Genomic DNA, 24,334 nt, shown 5'->3' on the forward strand with positions numbered 1-24,334 from the left:
CCCAATGACTACCAAATTCGAGCGCCAGGTGAAGGGCCTGCTGGGCACCAAGCTTGGCATGACCCAGGTCTGGGACGAGAACGGCAAATTTGTGCCGGTTACCGTCGTCAAGGCCGATTCCAATGTCGTCACCCAGCTGCGCGGCCAAGAGTCCGACGGCTACAACGCTGTCCAGATCGGCTATGGTGCGATCGACCCCCGCAAGGTCACCAAGCCCATGGCCGGACACTTCGAGAAGGCCGGGACCACCCCGCGTCGTCACCTCGTCGAAATCCGCACCTCTGACTCCGCTGAGTACTCCCTCGGACAGGAACTGTCCGTCGAGATCTTCGAGGTCGGCCAGCGTGTCGACGTTGTGGGCAAGACCAAGGGCAAGGGCTTTGCCGGTGTTATGAAGCGTCACGGCTTCAAGGGCGTCAGTGCTTCGCACGGTGCGCACAAGAACCACCGCAAGCCGGGTTCCATCGGCGGCGCGTCCTACCCTGCTCGCGTGTTCAAGGGAATGCGCATGGCGGGACGTATGGGCAACAACCGTCACACCACCCAGAACCTCACGATTCAGGGTGTCGATACCGAGAACAACGTTCTGCTGATCAAGGGCGCCATCCCCGGCCCCAAGAATGGCGTGGTTCTGGTTCGCACCGCTGTGAAGGGAGCCTAACTCCAATGGCTACTGAAACCGTTAAGGTCGACCTGCCGGCCGATGTCTTCGGTGTTGAGCCCAATGAGGCGTTGATGCACCAGGTCGTCATCGCCCAGTTGGCCGCTGCCCGCCAGGGTACGCACAAGGCGAAGAACCGCGGCGAGGTCGCTGGTTCGGGCCGCAAGCCGTTCAAGCAGAAGGGCACCGGCCGTGCCCGTCAGGGTTCGGTCCGTATGCCGCAGCACACCGGCGGTGGCGTCGTTCACGGCCCCGTGCCGCGTGACTACTCGCAGCGCACCCCCAAGAAGATGAAGGCCGCGGCTCTCCGCGGTGCTCTCTCCGATCGCGCGAACCATGGCCGCATCCATGTGGTCAGCTCGCTCGTCGAGGAGATCTCCACCAAGGCAGCCAAGGCAGCCCTGAGGGACCTCACCTCTCGCAATAAGGTGCTGGTGGTTATCGACCGCAAGGAAGATAACGTCGCCCTGTCCGTCCGCAACCTCGAGTTTGCCCACGTACTGTACGCCGATCAGCTCAACACTTACGACGTGTTGCGCGCCGACGACGTGGTCTTCACCAAGGATGCGTACGACGTATTTGTGGCATTCGCCAGCAAGGCTGGAAAGAACCAGGAGGACGCCAAGTGAGCGCCACCATCAAGGATCCCCGCGACGTCATCATTGCGCCTGTCGTTTCGGAGAAGAGCTACGGGTTGATCGACGAAGGTAAGTACACCTTCGAGGTCGATACCCGTTCGAATAAGTCGGAAATCAAGGATGCCGTGGAGCGTATCTTCGGCGTCAAGGTTTCGACCGTCAACACCATCAACCGTGCCGGCAAGCGGAAGCGCACGCGCTTCGGCTGGGGCTCCCGCAAGAACACCAAGCGTGCGATTGTGACCCTGCGCGAAGGCACCATCGATATCTTCGGCGGTCCGCAGGCCTAGCGCCGCGGAGACCACTTTAACGAGGAACTAAATTATGGCTATCCGTAAATACAAGCCGATAACGCCGGGCCGTCGCGGTTCGAGCGTTGCCGACTTTGCAGAAATCACGCGTGCGACTCCCGAAAAGTCGTTGATCCGCCCGCTCTCTAAGACCGGTGGACGCAACAACAGCGGTCGCATCACTACCCGTCACAAGGGCGGCGGACACAAGCGGGCCTACCGTTTGATCGATTTCCGTCGTCACGACAAGGACGGCGTGAATGCTCGCGTCGCACACATCGAATACGATCCCAACCGCACGGCGCGCATCGCGCTCCTGCACTATGTCGATGGCGCTAAGCGTTACATCGTTGCCCCGAATCGCTTGAAGCAGGGCGACGTCGTCGAATCCGGTCCGAATGCGGATATCAAGCCCGGCAATAACTTGCCGTTGCGGAATATCCCCGTCGGTACCGTGATCCACGCCGTTGAACTACGTCCCGGTGGCGGTGCCAAGTTGGCTCGCTCCGCAGGCGCTTCCGTGCAGCTCGTTGCTAAGGAAGGCAAGTACGGCCAGCTCCGTTTGCCCTCCGGCGAGATCCGCAACGTTGACGTTCGTTGCCGCGCGACGATTGGCGAGGTCGGCAACGCCGAGCAGACCAACATCAACTGGGGCAAGGCCGGCCGTAACCGCTGGAAGGGCATCCGCCCGACCGTCCGCGGTGTCGTCATGAACCCCGTCGATCACCCCCACGGTGGTGGCGAGGGCAAGACGTCCGGTGGTCGTCACCCCGTCAACCCGAACGGCAAGCCCGAGGGACGCACCCGTCGCCCCAACAAGGAAAGCGACAAGCTCATTGTGCGTCGTCGTCGTACTGGCAAGAACAAGCGCTAAGGAGCCTGAAACATGCCTCGTAGTTTGAAAAAGGGCCCTTTCGTCGACCAGCACCTCTTCCTGAAGGTAGCCGCTCAGAACGATAAGGGCAGCAAGAACGTCATCAAGACGTGGTCCCGTCGCTCGATGATCATCCCCGACATGCTCGGGCACACGATTGCCGTGCATGACGGACGCAAGCACGTCCCCGTGTTCATCACCGAGTCGATGGTCGGGCACAAGCTCGGCGAATTCGCTCCCACGCGGACTTTCCGCGGCCATGTGAAGGACGACCGCAAGGGTAAGCGTCGCTAAGTCGGGAAACCGACTAGCAACGTTCACTCTTCGGCATAAGACGAAAGAGAGATAGGCAATGGAAGCCAAGGCATCTGCGCGCTACGTTCGCGTGACGCCTATGAAGGCCCGGCGCGTCGTCAACCTGATTCGTGGCAAGCAGGCGAATGAGGCACTGGCGATTCTGAAGTTTGCCCCGCAGGGCGCTTCGGAACCGGTCTTCAAGATCGTCGAGTCGGCTGTGGCAAATGCCCGCCAGCTCGCGGATCGCGACAGCGTCGCTTACAAAGAAGAAGAACTCTTCATCAGCGAAGCGTACGTGGACGAAGGCCCGACCATGAAGCGGTTCCAGCCGCGTGCTCAGGGTCGTGCATACCGCATCAACAAGCGAACCAGCCACATCACCGTGGTGCTCGCTACCCCGGAGAACGAGGAGGACCGCTAAGTGGGACAGAAAATCAACCCGCACGGATTCCGACTGGGGATCACCACGGACCACAAGTCACACTGGTTCGCTGACTCCAACAAGGAAGGCCAGCGCTACAAGGACTTCATCCGCGAGGACGTGAAGATCCGTGAGCTCATGTCGAACGGCATGGAGCGCGCCGGCATCGCCAACGTCGAGATCGAGCGTACCCGTGACCGTGTCCGTGTGGATATTCACACCGCACGCCCCGGTATCGTCATCGGCCGCCGTGGCGCCGAAGCTGATCGCATCCGCGGCGAGCTCGAGAAGCTCACCGGCAAGCAGATCCAGCTGAACATCCTTGAGGTTTCGAACCCCGAGGTCAACGCCCAGCTTGTAGCTCAGGGTGTTGCGGAGCAGCTCGCTTCGCGTGTGGCTTTCCGCCGCGCGATGAAGAAGGCCATCCAGTCCGCAGAGCGGGCCGGAGCCAAGGGCATCCGTATTCAGTGCTCGGGTCGTCTTGGCGGCGCGGAAATGTCCCGCTCGGAGTTCTACCGAGAGGGTCGCGTGCCGCTGCACACCCTTCGCGCCAACATCGATTACGGCTTCTTCGAGGCCAAGACCACCTTCGGTCGCATCGGTGTCAAGGTGTGGATCTACAAGGGTGACTTGACTGATAAGGAACTTGCTGCTCAGCAGGCCGCGCAGGGTAACCGCCGCGGTAACAACGATCGCCGCCCCGGTGGTGGCGAGCGTCGTCGTCGTAACGCCGGTGGAGCCGGTCGTCGCGGTGGACGCAACGAGCAGCAGAATGGCGCTTCGGAAGCTCCGGCGGCCGAAGCCAAGACTGCAGAAAACGGTGAGGCATAAATGCTGATTCCCCGTCGCGTAAAATACCGCAAGCAGCACCACCCGAAGCGTAGCGGCGTCGCCAAGGGCGGCACCACCGTGACCTTCGGTGACTGGGGCGTTCAGGCGTTGGCACCCGCGTATGTGACCAACCGCCAGATCGAGGCTGCTCGTATCGCCATGACCCGCTACATCAAGCGTGGCGGTAAGGTCTGGATCAACATCTTCCCGGACCGCCCGCTGACCAAGAAGCCTGCCGAAACCCGCATGGGTTCCGGTAAGGGTTCCCCCGAGTGGTGGGTCGCCAACGTCAAGCCCGGTCGCGTTGTCTTTGAACTGGGTGGCGTCAGCGACGAAGTCGCTAAAGAGGCGCTTCGCCTGGCAATCCACAAGCTCCCCATGAAGGCACGCATCGTGCGTCGCGAAGGTGGTGAATAGAAATGGCAGTAGGATCCAAGGATCTCTCGATCGATCAGCTCGCTGAGCTGGATAACGGGGCCCTCACCGAGAAGCTGCGTTCGTCCAAGGAAGAGTTGTTCAACCTCCGTTTCCAAAAGGCCACGGGGCAACTCCAGAATGCAGGTCGCTTCGCGGCTGTCAAGCGCGATATCGCACGCATCTACACGGTGCTGCGTGAGCGTGAATTGGGCATCCGCCCCGAGGCAACGCCTGCCGGTGACGCCTCTGACAAGAAGGCCGATAAGAAGGCTGCAAAGGCAGCGAAGAAGGCCGAGAAGGCTAGCGCTACCGAAGGTGATGCCAAGTGAGTGAACAGAAGACGGAAGAGCGTAATCTCCGCAAGACCCGTCGCGGCTTCGTCGTGTCCGACAAAATGGACAAGACGGTCGTCGTCGAGGTGGAAGATCACGTCAAGCACGGCCTGTACGGCAAGGTCATGCGTCGCAGCAACAAAGTGAAGGCGCACGACGAGCAGAACACCGCCGGTGTTGGTGACTTCGTGCGCATCATGGAGACCCGACCCCTGTCGGCTTCCAAGCGCTGGCGCATCGTCGAGATCTTGGAGCGCGCTAAGTAAAAAGCGAGCTGTGATCTCATGATCAAAGGCCCCTTCCCGTCACTCGGGGAGGGGCCTTTGTGTGCCCTTCTGCGTGCACAACGGCTGGTGAGATCAGGCCGTACGAATGCATGAGCAGAGTCACTAGTGGTAGGCCAAGGGCCCCTATGCCATGGGCAAATTGCGTGGTAAAGTATTGACCTTGTGTGGACTTTTCGTGCCCACTGTGCGTTGCCTCGTGCGACGTCATGTGGAGCGAAATTCGCACATGTTCCACGGAATTCTTCCGTGCCAGTGCATAATGACGCGGGCATGAGCCATGGATGGCAAAGTAGCCGGCGGTTCACGATGTTCCTGGCATGAAGAATTCCTAGGCGTACCGCTGACCCTCGATCACCTAGCCAGGCAGTGCCTCACTGGGTGACGACACGGGGAAACGGTGCGTCATCAACCCCGACCAGCTGTTCCGCAAGGCCCACGGCGAGCGAGTAGGCATGACCTACCGGCGGCGTGAGAACCGGTGAGACGACAGGAGTAACTAGTGATTCAGCAGGAGTCACGGCTGAAGGTTGCCGACAACACGGGTGCCAAGGAAATCCTTGCCATTCGCATTCTCGGTGGATCTGGCCGTCGCTACGCAGGTATTGGCGACATCATCGTCGCCACCGTCAAGGACGCAATTCCTGGCGGAAACGTCAAGAAGGGTGACGTCGTCAAGGCCGTCATCGTTCGCACCAAGAAGGAGACCCGTCGCTCGGACGGCTCTTACATCAAGTTCAACGAGAACTCAGCAGTGATCCTCAAGAACACCGACGGCGAGCCCCGCGGTACCCGTATCTTCGGGCCGGTTGGGCGCGAGCTCCGCGATAAGAAGTTCATGAAGATCATTTCGCTTGCTCCGGAGGTGCTCTAACTTATGGCTAAGATCAAGAGCGGTGACCTGGTACAGGTCATTTCAGGTTCCGATAAGGGCAAGCAGGGCAAGGTCCTGAAGGTATTCCCCGAGACCAACCGCGTTCTCGTCGAGGGCGTCAAGGTTGTCACCAAGCACACCAAGGCCAACCCGAACACCGGTGAGGGTGGCGGCATTCAGAAGGTTGAAGCATCGATCCACGTTTCCAACGTTGCGATCGTTGATCCCGAGACCAAGAAGCCTAGCCGCGTTGGCCACCGCGAAGAGACCGTTGAGCGAGACGGACGCACCCGCACCGTTCGCGTGCGCGTGTCCAAGAGCTCGGGTAAGGACCTCTAATGACCGAAACCAAGATCACCCCCCGCCTCAAGACCAAGTTCAAGGACGAGGTTGTTCCGGCACTGCAGAGCGAGTTCTCCTATGGGAACCCGATGCAGTCCCCGAAGCTCGTCAAGGTCGTCGTCAACATGGGTGTTGGAGACGCCGCGCGCGATTCCAAGCTCATCGATTCGGCCGTCAAGGATCTGACCCTCATCACGGGTCAGAAGCCCCAGGTCACCCGCGCCAAGAAGTCGATCGCGCAGTTCAAGCTGCGTGAGGGTCAGCCCATTGGCTGCCACACGACCCTGCGTGGAGACCGCATGTGGGAATTCCTGGACCGCCTGATTTCTCTGGCATTGCCCCGCATCCGCGACTTCCGCGGCTTGTCGGATCGCCAGTTTGACGGCAACGGGAACTACACGTTCGGTCTGACCGAACAGTCGATGTTCCACGAAATCGATCAGGACGCGATCGACCGCGTGCGTGGCATGGACATCACCGTGGTCACGACCGCCAAGACCGACGACGAGGGTCGCGCGCTGCTTCGCCAGCTCGGCTTCCCGTTCAAGACCAACTAACTGCTACGTTTCAGGTCCGCCCCCGGCTTCCGGGGATCGGAAACCGTGACGAGGAAGGGCTAGTGCCCACATGACCATGACAGATCCTGTCGCAGACATGCTGACGCGTCTGCGCAACGCAAATTCGGCACATCACGATTCTGTGTCCATGCCGTACTCCAAGCTCAAAGGCCGGATCGCTGACATCCTCAAGGCCGAGGGCTACATCAAGGATTGGCACGAGGAAGAGGCTCAGGTCGGTAAGACCTTGACCCTCGAGCTCAAGTTCGGTCCGAACCGCGAGAATTCCATTGCTGGTGTTCGCCGCATTTCCAAGCCGGGCCTGCGCGTTTACGCGAAGTCCACCAACCTTCCTCAGGTTCTCGGTGGACTCGGCATCGCCATCCTGTCCACCTCTTCGGGACTGCTTACCGACAAGCAGGCTTCCAAGAAGGGCGTGGGCGGCGAAGTCCTCGCCTACGTCTGGTAGTCGGTCACAAGAGAAAGGAAGAGAAGAATGTCACGTATTGGACGTCTCCCCATCTCGGTGCCGGCTGGTGTTGAGGTAAAGATCGACGGCTCCCTCGTGAGCGTGAAGGGTCCCAAGGGAGAGCTCTCCCAGGAGATCGCTTCGCCGATCACCGTCACTCTCGACGGCGACACCCTCACCGTCAATCGTCCCGACGATGAACGCGAGTCCCGCTCGCTCCATGGCTTGAGCCGCACGCTGATCAACAACATGATCATCGGCGTTTCTCAGGGCTACAACAAGAAGCTCGAGATCGTTGGTACCGGTTACCGCGTTCTGGCAAAGGGCTCGGACCTCGAGTTCGCGCTGGGCTACAGCCACCCTGTGTCTGTGAAGGCTCCCGAAGGAATCACCTTCACGGTTGAGGGCAACAACAAGCTCACCGTCTCGGGTATTCACAAGCAGCAGGTCGGCCAGGTGGCCGCCAACATCCGCAGCCTCCGCGCTCCCGATCCCTATAAGGGCAAGGGTGTTCGCTACGAGGGCGAGCAGATCCGCCGCAAGGTCGGAAAGGCTGGTAAGTAAACATGGCTAACAAGACGAAGTTCGCTGCTCGCAAGCGCCGCCACGCGCGCGTTCGCAAGCACGTCTCCGGTACCGCGGCGCGTCCCCGTCTCTCGGTGTTCCGTTCGACCAAGCACATGTTCGTGCAGGTCATCGACGACGCCCAGGGCAACACGCTGGCCTCGGCTTCCACGCTGGAAGCCGAGTTGCGTTCCGCAACCGATATGGACAAGACCGCAAAGGCCAAGCGCGTCGGTGAATTGATCGCCGAACGTGCCAAGGCTGCGGGCGTCGAGTCCGTTGTATTCGATCGTGGCGGCAACAAGTACCACGGCCGCGTGGCCGCTGTTGCTGAAGGCGCCCGGGAAGGTGGGCTGGCACTGTGAGCGAGCAGACTGCAAACGAAAAGGAAAATCAGGTGGCAGAGAACAACGCTGCAACTGAGAACTCCGAGACCGAGAACTCCTCGAAGCGCGACGACCGTCGCGGCGGCAACCGCGGTGAACGCGGCGGCCGTGGTCGCAATGACCGCAACGATCGCGGAGGCCGCGGTGGACGTGGCGGCCGCGACGAGGAGAAGGACAAGTACATCGAGAAGGTTGTCACCATCAACCGCGTCTCGAAGGTCGTCAAGGGCGGCCGTCGCTTCAGCTTCACCGCTCTCGTCGTCGTAGGCGACGGTAACGGTTTGGTCGGCGTCGGCTACGGAAAGGCCAAGGAAGTTCCCTCGGCTATTTCCAAGGGTGTCGAGGAAGCAAAGAAGAACTTCTTCCGCGTGCCCCGCGTCGAAGACCGCACGATCCCGCACCGTGTGCAGGGTGAAGCGGCCGCAGGTGTCGTTATGCTCCGTCCCGCTACCGCTGGTACCGGTGTTATCGCCGGTGGTCCGGTGCGTGCGGTACTCGAGTGTGCGGGTATCCACGACGTGCTGTCCAAGTCCCTCGGTTCCTCGAACCAGATCAATATCGTGCACGCGGCCATTGAGGCCCTGCGTATGCTCGAAGAGCCCGTTGCCGTTGCGGCCCGCCGTGGTCTGCCGAACGACGAGGTTATCCCGAGCTACCTGCTGCGCGATGAAAAGGCAGGTGCGTAATGACCGGAAAGCGTATTCAGCCCAGCGATTCCAAGCTGGAGATCACGCAGTTGAAGTCCTACGTTGGCCAGAAGCAGAACATGCGCGACACCCTGCGCTCACTGGGACTCAAGCGTCCGGGCAACAAGGTTGTTCGCACCGCCGATCCGGTGACCTGCGGTATGGTCAACACCGTCGCTCACCTCGTGAAGGTTGAGGAGGTCAAGTAAAAATGGCAGATACGAACGAAGAACGCCAGGCCATCAAGCTCCACGACCTGCGTCCCGCTCAGGGATCCCATAAGGCTAAGACCCGCGTGGGTCGCGGTGAGGGATCGAAGGGTAAGACCGCAGGCCGAGGAACCAAGGGCACCAAGGCTCGTTACCAGGTCAAGGCAGGCTTCGAAGGTGGGCAGCTTCCGTTGCACATGCGCCTTCCGAAGCTCCGTGGCTTCAAGAACCCGTTCCGTGTTGAGTACCAGGTGGTTAACCTGGAGCGCATCTCGGAGCTGTTCCCCGAAGGTGGCGACGTCACCGTCGAGAACCTCGTGGCCAAGGGTGCGGTTCGCAAGAACCAGCCGGTCAAGGTTCTCGGTCAGGGTGAATTGACCGTCAAGGTCAACGTCACGGCCGATAAATTCTCCACCTCCGCGGCGGAGAAGATTGAGGCTGCCGGCGGCACCGTGACCGTCACCGGCAAGTAGAATCGAAGTTGAGCTAGTGCTCAGCGACTTTTCATAGCAACAAGGTCCCTTCCCGAACACAGGGGAGGGACCTTGTCGCGTCGGTTGGCCTTTCGGAACATTCCGCGGGCTGGCTCACAGAATCGGGTGCCAGGACCGTAATGCCGTTAGACTGACCAAGGACTAGTGGGGTCATCCCGTCTCGATGCGAGTCGGTTGTTGATTTCCATAGGAATAAACTTTTACAGGAGGCCAAGTGCTCGGCGCTTTCGGACGGGCGTTCAAGACCCCCGATCTACGACGCAAGCTGCTGTTTACCCTCGCGGTCATCGTGATCTACCGTGCCGGAACCTTCATTCCGGCGCCGGGTGTCGACTACGGGAACGTGCAGCAGTGCATCGCCATGGGCGGTACCACCGGTGGTATCTACGACATGGTCAACCTCTTTAGCGGTGGAGCGCTCCTCCAGCTTTCGATTTTCGCCTTGGGCGTCATGCCGTACATTACGGCGTCGATCATTGTTCAACTTCTGCGCGTGGTCATCCCCAGGTTCCAGGAGCTCCATGAGGAGGGTGGCCAAGGCCAGCAGAAGCTGACGCAGTACACGCGATACTTGACGATCGGCCTGGCGCTGTTGAACGCAACCACCATCATTTCACTGGCACGTTCCGGCGCTTTGCTGGGGAATTGCCCGTTGCCCGTGATCCCTGACGACTCGATTTTGATGATCATCCTCATCATCGTGACGCTGACGGCGGGAACCGGCATCATCATGTGGCTCGGCGAGCAGATCACTGAACGCGGCGTCGGCAACGGTATGTCGTTGCTGATTTTCACGTCGATTGCGGCCTCTTTCCCCACAGCCCTCGGACAGATCTTCAAGACCCAAGGTTGGGGCGTCTTTGCGGCCATCCTTGCCATCGGACTCGTCGTGATCATTGCCGTGGTTTACGTGGAACAGTCGCAGCGACGAATCCCTGTTCAGTACGCCAAGCGCATGGTGGGACGTCGCACCATCGGAGGCACCACCACGTACATCCCGTTGAAGGTCAACATGGCCGGCGTGATCCCCGTGATCTTCTCGTCCTCCCTCCTGATGCTGCCCGGACTCCTCGCACAGTTCTCGACGCCGAAGGATGGCACGCCGCCGCCGGAGTGGGTCAACTGGATTAACGCGAACCTCGTCAAGGGCGATCATCCGATCTACATGATCGCGTACTTCCTGCTCATCGTGGCCTTTGCGTACTTCTACGTGTCGATCACGTTCAACCCGCAGGAAGTCTCCGACAACATGAAGAAGTACGGCGGATTTATCCCCGGCATTCGTGCAGGACGTCCCACAGAGCGGTACCTTGCTTACGTGCTCAACCGCATTACGTTGCCCGGTTCGTTGTATCTGGGAATCGTGGCGCTCATTCCGTTGATCGCGTTGGTCATGTTCAACGCCAATCAGAATTTCCCGTTTGGCGGTACCTCGTTGCTGATCGTGGTCGGCGTCGGATTGGATACGATCAAGCAGATCGACGCGCAGTTGCAACAACGACACTATGAAGGACTCCTAGGATGAATCGATTGCTCATCATTGGCCCTCCCGGGGCCGGTAAAGGTACTCAGGCCTCCAAGATCTCAGAGGAGCTGTCCATCCCGGCGATTTCCACGGGGGACATCTTCCGCTCAAATATCAAAGAGCAGACGGATCTTGGTCGGGAAGCGAAGCAGTACATCGATGCGGGCAACCTGGTGCCTGACTCGGTCACCAACCGCATGGTTCGGGATCGCCTGGCGCAGTCGGATGCCGCCAACGGATTCCTTCTGGACGGTTACCCCCGAAACGTGGCGCAGGTGGAGGAGCTCGACGTCATCCTCACTGACCTCGGCCAGAAGATTGACGGCGTCCTCTTGCTGACCGCCGACAACGAGGAGCTCGTCCAGCGGCTGTTGGGTCGCGCGGCCGAACAGGGCCGTAGCGACGACACCGAGGACGTGATTCGCCACCGTCTCGATGTCTACGCATCCGAAACGGAGCCGATCGTCGATGTCTATGAGGCCCGGGGCATCGTGACCCGCGTTGACGGCCTCGGCACGATCGATGAGGTCACCGAGCGCCTTCTGTCGGCTGTTCGGTAGTTTTCGTCGCGTTCCCTGAGAATGCTTTTTGGCGGGCCCCCGACCACCATGTCGGGGGCCCCTGCTTTTCCCGGGCGGCACACGGTCCGCCCAACTCAACCCCTGGCTACAAGGAAGTGCGGAATGTTCGGCCGACGAAAGATCGAGTACAAAACGAACGATCAACTCCGGAAGATGGTGCGTGCAGGTGTGGTCACCTCTCGCGCACTGGACGCCGCGGTGTCAGCCACGGCGGTGGGGGCCAGCACCCTAGACATCGACCGGGCCTTCCGTGAAGTCTTGGAGAGCCACGGTGCGAGTTCCAACTTCTTGGGGTATTACGGCTACCCAGCAACCGTGTGCGCCTCGCCTAACGACGTCGTCGTGCACGGAATCCCTAACGACGAGCCGCTGGCCGATGGGGACATCATCTCGATTGACGGGGGAGCGATCGTCGACGGGTGGCACGGTGATTCCGCCCGGACCGTTTTGGTCGGAAACGCTTCGCGGGAGGACCGAGATCTCTCCGAAATGACTCGTGCGGCCATGTGGCGCGGTATCGCTGTAGCGGCTCGTGCCGAGCGGGTAGGGGAGATCGGCAACGCCATTGAGGCGTTTGTTCGGCAAGAGTCGGGCGGGACCTACGGCATTATTGAAGATTTCGTAGGTCACGGCATTGGAACCCAAATGCACATGGCGCCTGACGTCTTGAACTACCGAGCCCGCGACCTGGGTCCCAAACTCAAGCCGGGAATGGCCCTGGCCATCGAACCGATGCTTGTGACAGGATCAACGGAGACCGTGACCCTCGACGACGACTGGACCGTCAAGACCGTGGATGGCTCTCACGCCAGCCAATGGGAACACTCGGTCGCTTTTCATCGGGACGGGATCTGGGTGCTGACCGCAGAAGACGGCGGCGCTTCGGAACTTGGACCGCTCGGGGTTACCGTCGCCCCCATTCCCGACTGACCACACGCACACAGGAAGTAGGGGCCTCATCATGTCCTCAGAGACGTCGACGCCGGTCGAAATCACGACGCGGCCGGAACCTGGAAAGATTCTCCTCAAAGCACCACGCCGTGGGAAACCTCCGCGCCACATCGCGGATTTCGACCTGAAGGGGCGTAAGGAGTTCCTCAAAGAACTCGGCTATGAACCGTTCCGAGCCACGCAGCTTTCCAAGCACTACTTCGAAAGGCTCGTGACCGATCCCGAGGAGATGACCGATCTCCCGGCGGCCTCCCGTGCCGACATGGTTGCTGAAGCCATGCCCACCCTATTGACCACCGTCAATACCTTAGAAGCCGATGGTGGCGACACCCTAAAGATGGTGCACCGTCTCTTCGATGGCGCGCTCGTCGAATCCGTGATCATGCGGTACTCGAACCGTGTCACCATGTGTATCTCTTCCCAAGCCGGTTGCGGCATGAACTGCCCCTTCTGCGCGACGGGCCAGGCCGGACTGACTCGCAACCTGTCCACCGCAGAAATCGTTGAGCAGGTTGTGGCGGGCGCCCGTATGGTCAAGAACATGAAGGGCTTGGAAGGCGCCGAGGACGGTCCCGAGGAAACGAAACCGTTGAGGATTTCCAACATCGTGTTCATGGGCATGGGGGAGGCCCTCGCGAATTACAAGTCATCGTTGGGCGCTGTTCATCGACTCATCGATGCGCCTTCTGAAGGGATGGGCATTTCGGCTCGTGGCATTACGATGTCGACCGTCGGACTCGTTCCGGGCATGTATAAGTTCACCCAAGAGAACCTTCCGGTGACTCTGGCATTGTCTTTGCACGCGCCTGATGACGAATTGCGTGATGAGCTCATCCCGATCAATAACCGGTGGAAGGTCGACGAGGCCCTGGACGCTGCGTATGACTACTACCGCCAGACCGGGCGGCGCGTTTCCATCGAATACGCGCTCATCCGCGACATCAATGACCAAGGGTGGCGGGCGGACCTTCTCGGCAAGAAACTTGCCCAGCGTGGCCGGGGTTGGGTGCACGTTAACCCGATTCCGCTGAACCCAACTCCCGGTTCAAAATGGACGGCGTCGCGACCTGGTGTCGAACAGAACTTCGTGGAGAGACTGCGCGCGCATGGCATTCCCACCACGGTTCGAGACACCCGTGGCTCCGATATTGACGGCGCCTGCGGTCAGCTGGCTGCCGCAAGTTAGCAGGGATGACGTTTCGCCCTCCTGCCCGCGTGTCGAGGAGCAAACCCGGACACTACCACGGCGACTAACGTCACAGGGGGCAGTTCCGGAATTCTGGGTTAACTTACAGCGGGGTATGGCGTACACTTGACTGTTGGTTGTGTCTGCCGTCCGTGTGTTTTAGTGCTCGGACGAGCGGAAAGAATCAAAAGCATGCCTCGCGCGCACCGTGCGTGGCACCGACGTTAGCGGAGGATATGGCCAAGAAAGACGGCGTAATCGAGATTGAAGGCGCAGTGGTGGAAGCCCTGCCCAACGCTATGTTCCGTGTGGAGCTGGACAATGGCCACAAGGTTCTTGCACACATCTCCGGAAAGATGCGTCAGCACTACATCCGCATCCTCCCTGAGGATCGGGTTGTTGTTGAACTCTCTCCGTACGATCTGTCGCGTGGTCGCATCGTCTACCGCTACAAGTAGATCTCATGTCGCCGCCTCGCGCGGCGTGTGAAGGGCGCTACCCGAATGGGTGGTGCCTGTCTGCGTGAAAGGGAACTGGAGTAACACCCGGGACCCGGAACAACTACAAGTTGCAACAACGCAAAGGAATGCGATGAAGGTTCAGCCGAGCGTGAAGCCGATCTGCGATAGCTGCAAAGTGATCCGCCGCCACGGCGTGGTCATGGTTATCTGCAGTAACCCGCGCCACAAGCAGCGTCAGGGCTAATAGCCCGTTCGACGCACGCCGGCTTTGGTCGGCACATCACACAAGGTACCGCTCCCCATCAGTGGGACACCTCCGGATACAGAGGCCGGAGACCGGGGAAACCCGGGAAGCGATGCCACAAACCTCTGGATCAACTACAAGGAGAACCGCCACTATGGCTCGTCTCGCAGGAGTAGATCTTCCCCGCGAAAAGCGCGTGGAAATTGCTCTCACGTACATCTATGGCGTGGGTAAGACCCGTGCCGACGAAGCCTTGGCAGCGACCGGCGTCAGCCCGGACATTCGCGTCAAGGACCTTTCCGACGCCCAGCTCGTGCAGCTGCGCGACTACATCGAAGGCAACTTCAAGGTTGAGGGTGACCTCCGCCGCGAGGTGGCCGCCGATATCCGCCGCAAGGTTGAAATCGGTAGCTACCAGGGACTTCGCCACCGCCGCGGTCTTCCCGTTCACGGCCAGCGCACCAAGACCAACGCTCGCACCCGCAAGGGCCCGAAGCGCACGGTCGCCGGTAAGAAGAAGTAAGCACCCTTTCGCGTAGGAGAAGTATTCAATGCCCCCAAAGACACGTGCTGCGGCCGCTCGTAAGCCCCGCCGCAAGGACAAAAAGAACATTGCCGCCGGTCAGGCGCATATCAAGTCGACGTTCAACAACACCATCGTTTCGATCACTGACCCCTCGGGTGCTGTGATCTCCTGGTCTTCCGCCGGTGAGATGGGCTTCAAGGGTTCGCGTAAGTCGACCCCTTACGCCGCTCAGATGGCTGCGGAGACCGCCGCCAAGCGTGCTCAGGAGCACGGCGTGCGCAAGGTCGACGTGTTCGTCAAGGGTCCCGGTTCCGGTCGCGAGACCGCCATCCGTTCCCTTCAGGCCACTGGCCTCGAGGTTGGCTCCATTTCGGACGTCACCCCGAGCGCGCACAACGGTTGCCGCCCCCCGAAGCGTCGCCGCGTCTAATAGAGGCGTTGCCGTTCACCAGGCTGGTGTCTCCCGAGTGGGAATCGCAAGCCTGGGGGTTTGTGGCCAACGACCACAAACTATCCGGGTGCCGCAACCGCGGCCCCTTCATCCCTTGTTTTCCCCAACCTGTGTTGCGTCATATAGCGGATGCTCGCTGAAAGGAAACATCAGTGCTCATTGCACAGCGCCCCTCCCTGAGTGAAGAAGTCGTCGAGAATCACCGCTCGCGCTTCACGATCTCGCCTCTCGAACCCGGATTCGGCTACACGCTGGGTAACTCCCTGCGTCGCACGCTTTTGTCCTCCATCCCCGGTGCAGCCGTGACCAGTATCCGTATCGACGGTGTACTGCACGAGTTCTCCACCGTGGACGGTGTGAAGGAAGATGTCACCGAGATCATCCTGAACATCAAGCAGCTCTCGGTCTCTTCGGAGAACGACGAGCCGGTCATCGCCTACCTGCGCAAGCAGGGCCCGGGCGAGTTGACCGCGGCGGACATTGAGGTGCCCGCCGGTGTGGAGATCCATAACCCGGAGCTGCACATCGCGACCCTCAACGCCAAGGGATCCTTCAACGCCGAGCTGACCATCGAGCGTGGACGCGGTTACGTGTCTGCCTCGCAGAATAAGGTCGGTGCCGGTGAATCGGAGATCGGCCGGATTCCGGTTGACTCCATCTATTCGCCGGTTCTCAAGGTGACCTTCCGCGTCGCGGCAACCCGTGTGGAGCAGCGTACCGACTTCGACAGCCTCGTGCTCGACGTCGAGACCAAGGAAGCCATCGCCCCGCGCGATGCCGTGGCCTCCGCCGGTAGCACCCTGGTTGAGCTCTTCGGTTTGGCCCGTGAGCTCAATACTGAAGCTGAAGGCATTGAGGTTGGACCGTCGCCCGCCGACGAGTCGATGGCCGCTGATATGGCGTTGCCCATCGAGGACCTCGACATGTCCGTGCGTTCGTACAACTGCCTCAAGCGCGAGGGCATCCACACCGTGGGTGAGCTCGTGACTCGTTCCGAAGCCGATTTGATGGACATCCGAAACTTCGGTGCCAAGTCCATCGACGAGGTCAAGGACAAGCTGGCTGAGTTGGGGATGTCGCTCAAGGATTCGCCCGCCGGATTCGACCTTGCGGCACGCGCCGCTGAGGACGAAGAGAGCGAAGAGGAAGAGTCGTTCTAACGTCGGACGGCAACGAGCCGACCACAATTCACACCACAATCTTTGGTCCCCGCGAGATCCTAAAGCGGGAACCGTGACCACTGGAGAAACAGTCATATGCCTACTCCCACCAAGGGGCCGCGCCTCGGCGGTAGCCCCTCGCACCAGCGCCTGATTCTGGCGAACATGTCCCAGCAGCTCTTCGAGCACAAGCGCATCACCACCACGGTGACCAAGGCCAAGCGTCTCCGCCCGGTTGCCGAGCGTCTCATCACGTTCGCCAAGCGTGGAGACCTCGCCGCTCGCCGTCGCGTGATGCGTAGCCTCACGGACAAGTCCGTGGTGCACGAGCTGTTCACCACCATCGCCCCGGCCATGGCCGAGCGTCCCGGTGGATACACCCGCATTACCAAGATCGGTTACCGTTCGGGCGACAACGCCCCGATGGCCGTTATCGAGCTCGTCATGGAGCCGGTCGCGTCCAAGTCGGTTGTCAACGAGGCGACTCAGGCCGCTAACGCCGCCGCCGCTTCGAACCAGGCAACTGAGGCACCCGTCGTCGAAGAGCCCGCCGCTGAAGAGCCCGCCGCTGAGGAAGTTCCCGCTTCGGATCTCCCCGCCGGTTCGCACGCTCCTTTGGAGTCCGGCGAGGCTCCCGAGGGCTTCCAGATCAAGGGCAACCGCGATTCGATGAAGTACCACGTTCCCGGTTCGCGCTGGTATGAAAACACCCGCGCCGAGATCTGGTTCGACACCGCGGACTCCGCCATCGCGGCCGGTTACGCACCGGCCGGCGGCGCCGCCGCTCAGAAGGTCTCCGAGTAAGAGGTCGTTCTCGAGTAGCGTTACCACTCAAGCCCCGTTCACCTATGTGGTGAGCGGGGCTTGAGTATTCTGTAGAGGCTGTGGGTCGAGTGGAGCAAGGAGAAGCAATGACGGACGGTCGACGGGAGCCGGGGCGCTCAGGGCAGGCGGAATCGGGCCACCCCCTCGGCGCTGTGGTCGAGGGCATCTCGGCGCGGGACGCCGAGGAGCGAGTCCGTGTCAGACTCGATTTCGGCTACGACGGCGGCCCCTTTTCGGGCTGGGCGAAGCAGCCTGGCCTTGTGACGGTGGAAGGCTGTCTGGAGGAAGCCCTCAGCCTCGTCTTACGGCGTCCGATCAAGTTGACGGTAGCCGGACGCACCGACGCCGGAGTTCACGCCGACCATCAAGTCGTCCATGTCGATATGCCTGGGGACGTCTGGCGGAATCTCCCAGGGCGTCGAGGGCCGGATGGGCCCGGTACGGATGACCCGTCGTCGTCCCTGGTGAGGAAGGCGAATGGGGCGCTCACCCGGATTCTTTCTCGCGCTTTTCCGCCGTTGCGCCCGGGTGCACCGTCGCACGCTGTGGGTGCCATTTTGGTCTGGAAGGCCCAAAGAGTCGACGTCGGCTTCGATGCGCGCTTCTCGGCACTGTCCCGATCGTACGTGTATCGAATTGCGGATGGTCTGGACCATCAATCGCCGCTGAACCGGACCACGTCGTACTGGGCCAAGTCTCGACTGAGCCTTGAGACCCTCAACGCAGCAGGGGAGCGGTTGGTGGGCCTCCACGATTTCCTGTCCTTCTGCAAGCCCCGTGAGGGTGCGACGACGGTGCGTGACGTCCGTTCGGTGACTTTCGACAGAACGTCCACCGGTCTGATTGAGGCCCGGATCAGCGCGGATGCGTTCTGTCACAACATGGTTCGAGCGATGGTGGGCTCTTGCCTGCTGGTTGCGGAGGGGAAGAGAGATATGGCGTGGCTGGACTCGCGCCTGGAGGATCCCATTAGGGACTCCTCGGTTCGTCTTGCGCCGCCGGAGGGGCTGGTCCTCGAAAGTGTGCGGTACCCGGAAGACCCGCTGCAATGGGCCGAAAGGGCGCGGCAAACCCGAGCCAAACGGTCTGAAGGCCCCGCTTAAAGCCACGGTAGCTCCGAAGATGTGGGGCATCTCGCGCCGCGGATTCCCACAGCTGTGGATTAAGGCTGGCTACTTGGGTATAGTTACTAGCTGTTGTGCGTGTCCCACCTCGGTTCATGCGCCCGGATCATTCGCCCAGTTGCAGGGCCTATGGATGATGAGGGCGGCGAGACTTCGGGACGGAACGGATGTTGTCTGGCCCTCACCCAGACCCCTTCGAGCGCACCTGACCTGGCGCGAAACCCAACTAGCGCCAATGAAGTAATTCCGACACGAAGGCAAATTAACGTGCGTACGTACACTCCGAAGCCCGGCGACATCGATCGCCAGTGGCATGTCATCGACGCCACCGACGTTGTCCTGGGTCGTCTTGCCAGCCAGACCGCAACACTGCTGCGCGGCAAGCACAAGCCGACCTTTGCTCCTAACGTGGACACCGGTGACTTCGTCATCATCATCAATGCAGAGAAGGTTGCCTTGACCGGCGCCAAGCTCGAGAAGAAGCGGGCCTACCGTCACACCGGTTACCCGGGTGGCCTTCGTTCCGTGTCCTACATGGAGCTGCTCGACAAGAACCCGACCAAGGCCGTCGAGAAGGCTGTTAAGGGCATGTTGCCCAAGAACAAGCTGGCCGCCGAGCAGATCAAGAAGCTCAAGGTCTACGCGGGTGCCGAGCACCCCCACGCTGCTCAGCAGCCGAAGACCTACGAATTTGACCAGATCGCCCAGTAATCGGGCCTACGAAGAAACTACAAGGAGAAATCGTGGCTCAGAATACTGAAGACCAGATCAACCCCGAGGGCGAGGAGATGACCTCGTACACCTCCGAGTCCACCGAGACCGTTTCGGCTGCCGCTCCCGTTGAGCGTCCGGCCCTCACCGTTTCCGGCGCAGCTGTGGGACGTCGCAAGCAGGCTATCGCCCGCGTCCGCGTGGTTCCCGGTTCCGGTAAGTGGAGCGTCAACGGCCGCGAGCTGGATGTCTACTTCCCGAATAAGCTGCACCAGCAGGAAGTCAACGATCCGTTCAAGCTCCTCGAGCTTGAGGGTTCCTACGACGTCATCGCCCGCGTGCACGGTGGTGGCCCTTCCGGCCAGGCCGGCGCCATGCGTCTCGGCGTTGCCCGTGCGCTGAACGAGATCGATCTCGAGAACAACCGTCCGGCTCTCAAGAAGGCAGGCTTCTTGACTCGTGATGCTCGCGTCATCGAGCGCAAGAAGGCCGGTCTCAAGAAGGCCCGCAAGGCTTCGCAGTTCTCCAAGCGTTAATTCGCCCGGTTCTGCCCGAACCCCTCTACGCATCACGCGTGGAGGGGTTCGTCGTTTAAGCGAGGGCTCTTCGGGATAAAATGAGGAGGTTGATGCCGATGAGAAGGAGTTTGCGGTGTCTGCCCACAATGATCACACCGGAGTGCAAGAATCCGATCGGACCGTTGAGGCCACGGAGCCTCGAGAGCCGAAAAACGGACAGCCCAAGCAAGGTAAGCGCCCCTCGGAACGGAGCCGTCAGGCCGCACGAGTCATGGTCGGAAAAACGAAGCCCGGACAGGAGGAAACTCCTGCGGTCGACCACGCGTTGAAGAAGGAAGCCCGTCGACGGTCCGTCACGGAGGACTACGCGGCCGAGCTCGATGAGATCGCATCGCTCACGCATCGATTGCATCAGGAACACTCTGCCTCGGATGTGTGGAGCATCGATTATCCCTACGACGAAAAGCTCAAGCGCAAGGAATATGAACGCACCAAGCGTTCTTTGCAGATCGAGCTTCTCAAGTTGCAACTGTGGGTTAAAGAATCCGGCCAAAAGATCTTGTTGATTTTCGAAGGCCGGGACGCCGCAGGCAAAGGCGGATCGATCAAGAGGTTCATGGAGCACCTGAATCCGCGCGGTTCCCGCGTCGTCGCGCTCGAAAAGCCGACCGAAATCGAACAGACCCAGTGGTACTTTCAGCGATATATTCAGCACCTTCCGTCCGGGGGCGAGATCGTGTTGATGGACCGTTCCTGGTACAACCGCGCCGGTGTGGAACGCGTCATGGGGTACTGCACGCCGCATCAGTATTACGAATTCATGCGTCAGGCCCCTGAGCTGGAGAGAATGCTCGTTAACTCCGGAATTCACCTCATCAAGTTTTGGTTCTCCGTGACTCGGGCCGAGCAGATCGCCCGATTCGAGGCGCGCCGGACCGATCCCGTGCGTCAGTGGAAACTTTCACCCACAGACCTCGCGTCCCTGGATAAATGGGATGACTATACCGAGGCCAAAGAAGCCATGTTTTTCTATACCAACACCGGCGACGCACCGTGGACGATTGTGAAGTCCAACGACAAAAAGCGGGCCCGCCTGGAAGCCATGCGCTATGTTTTGTCGCAATTCGATTACCCGAATAAGGATCACGACGTCGTGGGCACGCCCGACAAATTGATTGTGGGTCCGGCGACGGAGGTTTTCGAGGAAGAACAACACAACCCAGAAGGGTTTCCGGTAGTCAAGTCCGATATCGACCAGTGAAGTGCGTAGAATGACCAACGATGTCTAGATTATTTGGAACCGACGGCGTACGAGCCCGCGCAAACAGCGACAAGATGAGCGCCCTGTCCTCCTTGGAGTTGGCACAGGCGGCTGCTCAGGTCTTGGGATTTGATCAAGTCGCTGAGGGAACTCGGCCCAAAGCTGTGATTGCTCATGATTCTCGAGTGAGTGGTGAATTCATTGGCGCCGCCATTATGGCTGGCCTCGCGTCATCCGGCGTCGACGTTTACGACGCCGGTATGCTTCCGACCCCGGCCGCGGCGTACTTGATTGCGGATCTCGAAGCCGATTTCGGGGTGATGGTTTCCGCCTCACACAACCCGTTTTACGACAATGGGATTAAGTTCCTCGCTCGTGGAGGCAAAAAGCTGCCCGACGAGATCGAGGATCGCATCGAAAAGGTGTATCACGCCAAGGATTTCCGCTATCCCGACGGGGGAGAAGTAGGCCGGATTTCCCGCTTTGCGGATGCCGAAGACCGTTACGTGACGCACCTGCTCTCGACGTTGCCGGGGCGGATGGCTCTCGAAGGCCTGACGATTGTTCTGGACTGCGCGAACGGTGCCGCCTCCGGGTGTTCTCCGGACGCCTTCCACATCGCGGGTGCCAAGGTCCATGTGGTGGCCGCCGAGCCCAGCGGAACCAACATCAACGACGGCGTCGGTTCGACGCATTTGAGTGGGCTTCAGGCGAAGGTCAAAGAGCTGGGAGCCGACCTCGGCATCGCACACGACGGCGACGCGGATCGTTGCCTCGCGGTGGACGAACGCGGAGAGGTTGTCGATGGTGACACCATCATGTCGATCCTCGCCATTGCACGCCGCGATGCCGGGAAGCTCAAGGACAACACCCTGGTCACCACGGTCATGACGAACCTTGGCATGGAGCAGTTCCTGGCCGCGGAGGGCATTTCAATGATCCGCACCAAAGTGGGGGACCGGTACGTGCTCGAGGCGATGAAGGAAAACGGTTACTCCCTGGGTGGCGAACAGTCGGGTCACGTGATCATGAGCGACTATGCGACCACGGGGGACGGCATTCTCACGGGATTGCATTTGGCCGCAGAAATTAATCGAACCGGCCTTGCCCTCTCGTCGCTCGCACACCGGTTCGAACGGGCGCCTCAAACCATGATCAATGTTCCCGAGGTGGACAAAGTCTCGGCGAACACGAATGCCGTGGTTCAGGCGGAGGTTCAGGCCGTCGAAGCCGAGCTGGGTGCCCAAGGTCGTGTGCTGTTGCGGCCTTCCGGGACGGAGCCATTGGTGCGCGTGATGGTTGAAGGACCTGACCAGCCGACGGTTGATCGACATGCCGAGCGTTTGGCCAAGGTCGTGGCCCAGGAACTTGCGCTCTAAAACGTAGGCACACGACGAGGGGCCCGCACCAACTGGTGCGGGCCCCTCGTCGTTTAACGCGGCGGGTAGTTACTTCGTGGTGTTTTCGGGGTCGATGTAGGAATCGGCACCGGTGACGTTCTTATTGGCCAGCAGGGCGTCACGAATCTCGGTAAGCAACGCGACCTCGGGCTCGGTCTCGTCTTCCTCTTCCAGACCCAGCTTCTTGGCACGACGCGCATTCATCGCATTGATCGGCATGACAATGCAGAAGTACAGGGCGCCTGCGACCAGCAAGAAGTTCACGACGGCGGTCAGGAAGACGCCGACCTTGACGTCGCCAAAGGCCAGGAATGAATCGAAGTTGGGCGCACGGAACAACATCGAGATGGCCGGCATGATGACGGAATTAACGAGGGCCGTCACGACGGTGCTGAACGCGCCACCGATGATGACACCGACCGCGAGGTCGATGACGTTGCCCCGCATGATGAATTCTTTGAAACCTTTAAGCATATCGACATCCTACACAGATCTATGGAGCAAAAGGAAAGGAAATTTGTCGAGAATGTCGGTTGCTTAGGTGAAGAAAGGGCAGAAAGAGTTCAAAAATTCAATAAATACGGGGTGGTATGGAAAAGGACTAATTCTTTCGAAGCAATACCCGTCGGGTCGAGTGATCGGCGTCCTTGGAGAGGATCAGCTTGGCGCGTCCTCTGGTTGGCCGGACGTTGTGTACGAGGTTGGGTTCGTTAATGCGCCGCCAGATGTCGAGTGCCGTGGTGCGGGCCTCGTCGTCGGAAAGGTCCGCGTACTTGCGGAAATAGGACTCGGGATCCGTGAAGGCTGAGCTCCGAAGTTTAAGGAACCGTTCGACATACCAATTCTCGATGTCGCTCGTGCGGGCATCGACGTAAATCGAGAAATCGAAGAAGTCGCTGAGGGCGAGGGCAGCCGTGTCGTCGGGGCGCAATTGCGCCGGGGCCAGCACGTTGAGGCCCTCGACGATGAGGACATCCGGCCGGGTGACCACCGTTTCGTCGTCTTCGAGAATGTCATAGGTCATGTGCGAGTACTTGGGTGCGGTGACCACGGGGGAGCCGGACTTAATCTCGGAGACGAATCGCAACAGGGCTCGGCGGTCGTAGGATTCGGGAAATCCTTTGCGCTGCATCAGTCCGCGGGCCTCGAGCTCGGCATTGGGGTAGAGGAATCCGTCGGTCGTGACCAGCTGAACATTCGGAGTGGTGGGCCAGCGGCTCATCAAGGCTCGCAGAAGACGAGCGGTGGTGGACTTTCCGGCGGCCACCGATCCGGCGACGCCGATCACGAAGGGTGTGCGTTGGTGATCCTCGTGCAGGAACCGGTTGGTTTGCTGATTGAGTTCGCCAACGGAGTTGGCATAGAGATTGAGCAGCCGCGAGAGCGGCAAGTAGACCTGGCGGACTTCCTCAACATCGAGGGTCTCGCCAAGCCCGCGGAGCTGCTCGATCTCCTCGGGGGAGAGGGGGACTTCGATCTCATCCGAGAGTCTGGACCACGTTTCCCGGTCCAATGACACGAAAGGTGAGGTGCGAGAGATCGCCGTCAGATGGGTCATTTCTCGAAGTTTACGACCCGGGTACCGGGAATTCGAATTGACGGGGCCCATGAGAAGGAACAACGCACCAAATGTGGTCACAATTAGCTATATGCTGTATCCAAGGTCGGGGGTCCTTCGAGTCATCTCGTGCGCTCCCTACCGTGACGTATCACTGAATTCGATTTCGCCGGTCGCCGCATAGACGCCGACGCTCCGGGATACTTTCCCGGTTCGGAGTAAGTGA

Annotated in this window: 36 protein-coding genes; 34 read left to right on the forward strand and 2 right to left on the reverse strand. The window is 60.2% G+C overall.

Annotated elements, in window-relative coordinates; genetic code table 11:
* Window positions 1-4: 4 nt before the first annotated feature.
* From rplC to glmM, 34 genes are all read left to right on the forward strand, one after another.
* Window positions 5-661 (forward strand): 50S ribosomal protein L3, encoded by a 657-nt coding sequence (gene rplC, locus B9Y51_RS06990; RefSeq protein WP_048682754.1) that lies wholly within the window; start codon window positions 5-7, stop codon window positions 659-661.
* A 5-nt stretch (window positions 662-666) separates the two neighbouring features.
* Window positions 667-1,290 (forward strand): 50S ribosomal protein L4, encoded by a 624-nt coding sequence (gene rplD, locus B9Y51_RS06995; RefSeq protein WP_048682752.1) that lies wholly within the window; start codon window positions 667-669, stop codon window positions 1,288-1,290.
* Complete coding sequence (rplW, locus tag B9Y51_RS07000) at window positions 1,287-1,589, forward strand: 50S ribosomal protein L23 (RefSeq protein ID WP_048682749.1); 303 nt, start codon at window positions 1,287-1,289, stop codon at window positions 1,587-1,589. Before rplD ends, rplW begins: the two co-directional genes overlap by 4 nt.
* 34 nt (window positions 1,590-1,623) lie before the next feature.
* Window positions 1,624-2,463: a 50S ribosomal protein L2 gene (gene rplB / locus B9Y51_RS07005; protein WP_085529246.1), complete on the forward strand. Its 840-nt coding sequence runs from the start codon at window positions 1,624-1,626 to the stop codon at window positions 2,461-2,463.
* Window positions 2,464-2,475: 12 nt separating this feature from the next.
* Window positions 2,476-2,757 carry a 30S ribosomal protein S19 gene (rpsS, locus tag B9Y51_RS07010; RefSeq protein ID WP_048682744.1) on the forward strand — a complete coding sequence of 94 codons (282 nt, stop codon included), beginning with the start codon at window positions 2,476-2,478 and terminating at the stop codon, window positions 2,755-2,757.
* 58 nt (window positions 2,758-2,815) lie between these two features.
* Complete coding sequence (rplV, locus tag B9Y51_RS07015) at window positions 2,816-3,181, forward strand: 50S ribosomal protein L22 (protein WP_030015036.1); 366 nt, start codon at window positions 2,816-2,818, stop codon at window positions 3,179-3,181.
* A complete protein-coding gene (gene rpsC / locus B9Y51_RS07020) occupies window positions 3,182-4,012 on the forward strand; it encodes a 30S ribosomal protein S3 (protein WP_048682741.1) in 831 nt (276 codons plus the stop codon).
* Window positions 4,013-4,429: a 50S ribosomal protein L16 gene (gene rplP, locus B9Y51_RS07025; RefSeq protein ID WP_030015032.1), complete on the forward strand. Its 417-nt coding sequence runs from the start codon at window positions 4,013-4,015 to the stop codon at window positions 4,427-4,429. It begins immediately after the preceding gene.
* 2 nt (window positions 4,430-4,431) lie between these two features.
* A complete protein-coding gene (gene rpmC, locus B9Y51_RS07030; RefSeq protein WP_048682739.1) occupies window positions 4,432-4,758 on the forward strand; it encodes a 50S ribosomal protein L29 in 327 nt (108 codons plus the stop codon).
* A complete protein-coding gene (gene rpsQ, locus B9Y51_RS07035) occupies window positions 4,755-5,027 on the forward strand; it encodes a 30S ribosomal protein S17 (protein ID WP_048682737.1) in 273 nt (90 codons plus the stop codon). The genes rpmC and rpsQ overlap by 4 nt, the downstream gene beginning before the upstream one ends.
* Window positions 5,028-5,547: 520 nt before the next feature.
* Window positions 5,548-5,919: a 50S ribosomal protein L14 gene (gene rplN / locus B9Y51_RS07040; protein WP_048682733.1), complete on the forward strand. Its 372-nt coding sequence runs from the start codon at window positions 5,548-5,550 to the stop codon at window positions 5,917-5,919.
* Window positions 5,920-5,922: 3 nt separating this feature from the next.
* On the forward strand, window positions 5,923-6,258 hold the full coding sequence (gene rplX, locus B9Y51_RS07045; protein WP_048682729.1) for a 50S ribosomal protein L24: 336 nt from the start codon (window positions 5,923-5,925) through the stop codon (window positions 6,256-6,258).
* Window positions 6,258-6,818 (forward strand): 50S ribosomal protein L5, encoded by a 561-nt coding sequence (gene rplE, locus B9Y51_RS07050; protein ID WP_030015016.1) that lies wholly within the window; start codon window positions 6,258-6,260, stop codon window positions 6,816-6,818. The genes rplX and rplE overlap by 1 nt, the downstream gene beginning before the upstream one ends.
* A 70-nt stretch (window positions 6,819-6,888) precedes the next feature.
* Window positions 6,889-7,287 (forward strand): 30S ribosomal protein S8, encoded by a 399-nt coding sequence (gene rpsH / locus B9Y51_RS07055; protein ID WP_048682726.1) that lies wholly within the window; start codon window positions 6,889-6,891, stop codon window positions 7,285-7,287.
* Window positions 7,288-7,314: 27 nt separating this feature from the next.
* The gene (gene rplF / locus B9Y51_RS07060; protein WP_048682722.1) at window positions 7,315-7,851 is read left to right on the forward strand and encodes a 50S ribosomal protein L6; all 537 of its coding nucleotides are present in this window, start codon (window positions 7,315-7,317) and stop codon (window positions 7,849-7,851) included.
* 2 nt (window positions 7,852-7,853) lie between these two features.
* Complete coding sequence (gene rplR, locus B9Y51_RS07065; protein WP_048682719.1) at window positions 7,854-8,216, forward strand: 50S ribosomal protein L18; 363 nt, start codon at window positions 7,854-7,856, stop codon at window positions 8,214-8,216.
* On the forward strand, window positions 8,213-8,923 hold the full coding sequence (gene rpsE, locus B9Y51_RS07070; protein ID WP_030015011.1) for a 30S ribosomal protein S5: 711 nt from the start codon (window positions 8,213-8,215) through the stop codon (window positions 8,921-8,923). The genes rplR and rpsE overlap by 4 nt, the downstream gene beginning before the upstream one ends.
* A complete protein-coding gene (rpmD, locus tag B9Y51_RS07075) occupies window positions 8,923-9,132 on the forward strand; it encodes a 50S ribosomal protein L30 (protein WP_048682716.1) in 210 nt (69 codons plus the stop codon). The genes rpsE and rpmD overlap by 1 nt, the downstream gene beginning before the upstream one ends.
* 2 nt (window positions 9,133-9,134) lie before the next feature.
* The gene (rplO, locus tag B9Y51_RS07080; RefSeq protein ID WP_085529247.1) at window positions 9,135-9,605 is read left to right on the forward strand and encodes a 50S ribosomal protein L15; all 471 of its coding nucleotides are present in this window, start codon (window positions 9,135-9,137) and stop codon (window positions 9,603-9,605) included.
* A gap of 235 nt (window positions 9,606-9,840) precedes the next feature.
* Window positions 9,841-11,151 carry a preprotein translocase subunit SecY gene (gene secY / locus B9Y51_RS07085; protein WP_085529248.1) on the forward strand — a complete coding sequence of 437 codons (1,311 nt, stop codon included), beginning with the start codon at window positions 9,841-9,843 and terminating at the stop codon, window positions 11,149-11,151.
* Complete coding sequence (locus tag B9Y51_RS07090) at window positions 11,148-11,711, forward strand: adenylate kinase (RefSeq protein WP_085529249.1); 564 nt, start codon at window positions 11,148-11,150, stop codon at window positions 11,709-11,711. Before secY ends, B9Y51_RS07090 begins: the two co-directional genes overlap by 4 nt.
* A 123-nt stretch (window positions 11,712-11,834) precedes the next feature.
* Window positions 11,835-12,662 (forward strand): type I methionyl aminopeptidase, encoded by an 828-nt coding sequence (map, locus tag B9Y51_RS07095; protein WP_085529250.1) that lies wholly within the window; start codon window positions 11,835-11,837, stop codon window positions 12,660-12,662.
* 31 nt (window positions 12,663-12,693) lie between these two features.
* Window positions 12,694-13,869 carry a dual-specificity RNA methyltransferase RlmN gene (gene rlmN, locus B9Y51_RS07100; RefSeq protein WP_048682703.1) on the forward strand — a complete coding sequence of 392 codons (1,176 nt, stop codon included), beginning with the start codon at window positions 12,694-12,696 and terminating at the stop codon, window positions 13,867-13,869.
* 236 nt (window positions 13,870-14,105) lie between these two features.
* Window positions 14,106-14,327: a translation initiation factor IF-1 gene (gene infA / locus B9Y51_RS07105; RefSeq protein ID WP_030015001.1), complete on the forward strand. Its 222-nt coding sequence runs from the start codon at window positions 14,106-14,108 to the stop codon at window positions 14,325-14,327.
* A 133-nt stretch (window positions 14,328-14,460) separates the two neighbouring features.
* The gene (gene rpmJ / locus B9Y51_RS07110) at window positions 14,461-14,574 is read left to right on the forward strand and encodes a 50S ribosomal protein L36 (RefSeq protein ID WP_030014999.1); all 114 of its coding nucleotides are present in this window, start codon (window positions 14,461-14,463) and stop codon (window positions 14,572-14,574) included.
* A gap of 154 nt (window positions 14,575-14,728) precedes the next feature.
* Window positions 14,729-15,097 carry a 30S ribosomal protein S13 gene (gene rpsM, locus B9Y51_RS07115; RefSeq protein ID WP_048682695.1) on the forward strand — a complete coding sequence of 123 codons (369 nt, stop codon included), beginning with the start codon at window positions 14,729-14,731 and terminating at the stop codon, window positions 15,095-15,097.
* A 28-nt stretch (window positions 15,098-15,125) separates the two neighbouring features.
* A complete protein-coding gene (gene rpsK, locus B9Y51_RS07120; protein ID WP_048682694.1) occupies window positions 15,126-15,530 on the forward strand; it encodes a 30S ribosomal protein S11 in 405 nt (134 codons plus the stop codon).
* A 173-nt stretch (window positions 15,531-15,703) separates the two neighbouring features.
* Complete coding sequence (locus B9Y51_RS07125; RefSeq protein WP_048682691.1) at window positions 15,704-16,711, forward strand: DNA-directed RNA polymerase subunit alpha; 1,008 nt, start codon at window positions 15,704-15,706, stop codon at window positions 16,709-16,711.
* Window positions 16,712-16,807: 96 nt separating this feature from the next.
* Entirely contained in the window at window positions 16,808-17,515 is a 708-nt protein-coding gene (gene rplQ / locus B9Y51_RS07130) for a 50S ribosomal protein L17, sunset domain variant (RefSeq protein WP_085529251.1), read from the forward strand.
* Window positions 17,516-17,622: 107 nt separating this feature from the next.
* On the forward strand, window positions 17,623-18,639 hold the full coding sequence (locus tag B9Y51_RS07135) for a tRNA pseudouridine synthase A (protein WP_085529252.1): 1,017 nt from the start codon (window positions 17,623-17,625) through the stop codon (window positions 18,637-18,639).
* A 288-nt stretch (window positions 18,640-18,927) separates the two neighbouring features.
* The gene (gene rplM / locus B9Y51_RS07140; protein WP_048682686.1) at window positions 18,928-19,371 is read left to right on the forward strand and encodes a 50S ribosomal protein L13; all 444 of its coding nucleotides are present in this window, start codon (window positions 18,928-18,930) and stop codon (window positions 19,369-19,371) included.
* Between the two features lie 32 nt (window positions 19,372-19,403).
* Entirely contained in the window at window positions 19,404-19,907 is a 504-nt protein-coding gene (rpsI, locus tag B9Y51_RS07145; RefSeq protein WP_048682683.1) for a 30S ribosomal protein S9, read from the forward strand.
* Between the two features lie 253 nt (window positions 19,908-20,160).
* Window positions 20,161-21,150 carry a polyphosphate kinase 2 gene (gene ppk2, locus B9Y51_RS07150; protein ID WP_082156855.1) on the forward strand — a complete coding sequence of 330 codons (990 nt, stop codon included), beginning with the start codon at window positions 20,161-20,163 and terminating at the stop codon, window positions 21,148-21,150.
* Between the two features lie 20 nt (window positions 21,151-21,170).
* Window positions 21,171-22,529 carry a phosphoglucosamine mutase gene (gene glmM, locus B9Y51_RS07155; RefSeq protein WP_085529253.1) on the forward strand — a complete coding sequence of 453 codons (1,359 nt, stop codon included), beginning with the start codon at window positions 21,171-21,173 and terminating at the stop codon, window positions 22,527-22,529.
* A 69-nt stretch (window positions 22,530-22,598) separates the two neighbouring features.
* Here the strand turns inward: glmM and mscL are convergent, their stop codons facing one another.
* The gene (mscL, locus tag B9Y51_RS07160) at window positions 22,599-23,024 is read right to left on the reverse strand and encodes a large conductance mechanosensitive channel protein MscL (protein WP_048682677.1); all 426 of its coding nucleotides are present in this window, start codon (window positions 23,022-23,024) and stop codon (window positions 22,599-22,601) included.
* A 127-nt stretch (window positions 23,025-23,151) separates the two neighbouring features.
* Window positions 23,152-24,108, reverse strand: coding sequence for a type I pantothenate kinase (gene coaA / locus B9Y51_RS07165; protein WP_082156854.1), 957 nt, complete (start codon window positions 24,106-24,108; stop codon window positions 23,152-23,154).
* Window positions 24,109-24,334: the final 226 nt, after the last annotated feature.

Origin of the sequence: Kocuria massiliensis, from assembly GCF_900169715.1 — a bacterium.
In the GTDB taxonomy this organism is placed as follows: Bacteria; Actinomycetota; Actinomycetes; order Actinomycetales; family Micrococcaceae; genus Rothia; species Rothia massiliensis.